The sequence below is a fragment of the Komagataeibacter melaceti genome (genome assembly GCF_003403295.1).
Classification (GTDB): Bacteria; Pseudomonadota; Alphaproteobacteria; order Acetobacterales; family Acetobacteraceae; genus Komagataeibacter; species Komagataeibacter melaceti.
Map to the genome: position 1 here is coordinate 1 of NZ_QUWV01000194.1, position 1,286 is coordinate 1,286.

A 1,286-nucleotide genomic window follows, 5' to 3' on the forward strand; every position below is an offset into this window, starting at 1 on the left:
TGACCCCCACCCGTTTTCGGGAATGTCTGGACGCGCTGCGATGGTCGCAGCGTGGTCTGGCTGACATTCTCAATACCCATCAGACTACCGTCCGCCGCTGGGCTACGGGTCAGCAACCGATACCGCTAAATGTGCAAGAATGGTTGGAAATCTTGGCGCGGGAGCATCGTCGGCGGCCTCATCCTAAAGATTGGTACAAGCTCGACGAATCAGGGTCAGGGGCGCCCGTCTTCGGCCCGGATGGGAAGCCTGTCCTGGCGGATCAGGGCTAGTTTTCCGTTGGTCGCTCGATGTGTATCAGGAATCAGATGGATCGGGCGCGGGCGGACCGAGGCGATCCTGTAAATATCGCTTGCCAGCCTCGGTCTGCTTGAAGAACAGGATAACGCCAGCCAGCGTGATGCAGGCACCGATGCCGATACCGGTGCCCAGTGCTGTTACAAGCAATGTATCTGTGGTCATCCTGCCGTCACCCCCAGCACCTTGAGCGCCTGCTGCACCTGTGCCCGGGAAGGCGCGGGGGTTGAACCGGACAGCCGCGCCCCGACATTGCGCCGCACGGCCACGCTGTCCAGCAGCGCCTTGAAGGCCGATACGATGGTGCCCAGCGCGTTCAGCGCCGTGTTGGCGTTGGTCAGGTCCGTGCTGGGGACTTTGGTCGAGACCCCGGTGATTGCCGCACTCAGGTCGCTTTCGACTTTGGTCAGGGCGGACAGGACGCTATCCACCCGGCTTTTCCAGTTCGTATCATCGTACGAAATGGTCAGCGTGGACCCGGCGGCCGTGGAAAAGCTGTTGAGGGCCGTGGACAGGGCGGTATCGGCAAGGGTGATGATACCAACGGTCGAGGCCCCGATGCCGCTGGCGACCGCTCCGATGCTCAGCACGGTCGAGACAGCATTCAGCCCGGCCTGACCGTAATCCTTGATCTCGGCCACATTGATCGTGATGGTGGTGACATTGCCAGTGGTGGTGCTTTTGCACCCGGGCAGCATTGCGACGGTGGCAATGCCGACCGCTGACAGCAGCCCCATGCCAAGTAAGCGGCGGCGGCCGCCATCGACGGCGATGAAGTTTACACGCTGGGTCATGGACCAGTTTTCCTGTCTTGATACGAAAATAGTCCACCCGCACCACAATGCCGCAGAAATCCGGCGTTTCTTGTGTCATGCAGGTGGACTGGTCTGGCAGGTAGAGGGATCAGCGGACGGGCTGGCCGGGCACGGTCTGGTGCGGGGCCTCCACCCTGGCCGCGACGGGCGGCGCGGTGGTCGGGGCCGGTTTCG

The 1,286-nt window shown here is 62.3% G+C and carries 2 protein-coding genes; both read right to left on the reverse strand.

What is annotated here, in order from left to right:
• Window positions 1-297: 297 nt before the first annotated feature.
• Complete coding sequence (locus DY926_RS17420; protein WP_158552060.1) at window positions 298-462, reverse strand: hypothetical protein; 165 nt, start codon at window positions 460-462, stop codon at window positions 298-300.
• Window positions 459-1,091 carry a hypothetical protein gene (locus DY926_RS15895; protein ID WP_116704243.1) on the reverse strand — a complete coding sequence of 211 codons (633 nt, stop codon included), beginning with the start codon at window positions 1,089-1,091 and terminating at the stop codon, window positions 459-461. The genes DY926_RS17420 and DY926_RS15895 overlap by 4 nt, the downstream gene beginning before the upstream one ends.
• Between the last annotated feature and the right edge of the window lie 195 nt (window positions 1,092-1,286).

What these genes read in the sequence shown, in the direction of transcription:
- DY926_RS15895 (WP_116704243.1), bottom strand. Translation starts at nt 1,091, where the DNA reads ATGACCCAGCGTGTAAACTTCATCGCCGTCGATGGCGGCCGCCGCCGC.
- DY926_RS17420 (WP_158552060.1), bottom strand. Translation starts at nt 462, where the DNA reads ATGACCACAGATACATTGCTTGTAACAGCACTGGGCACCGGTATCGGC.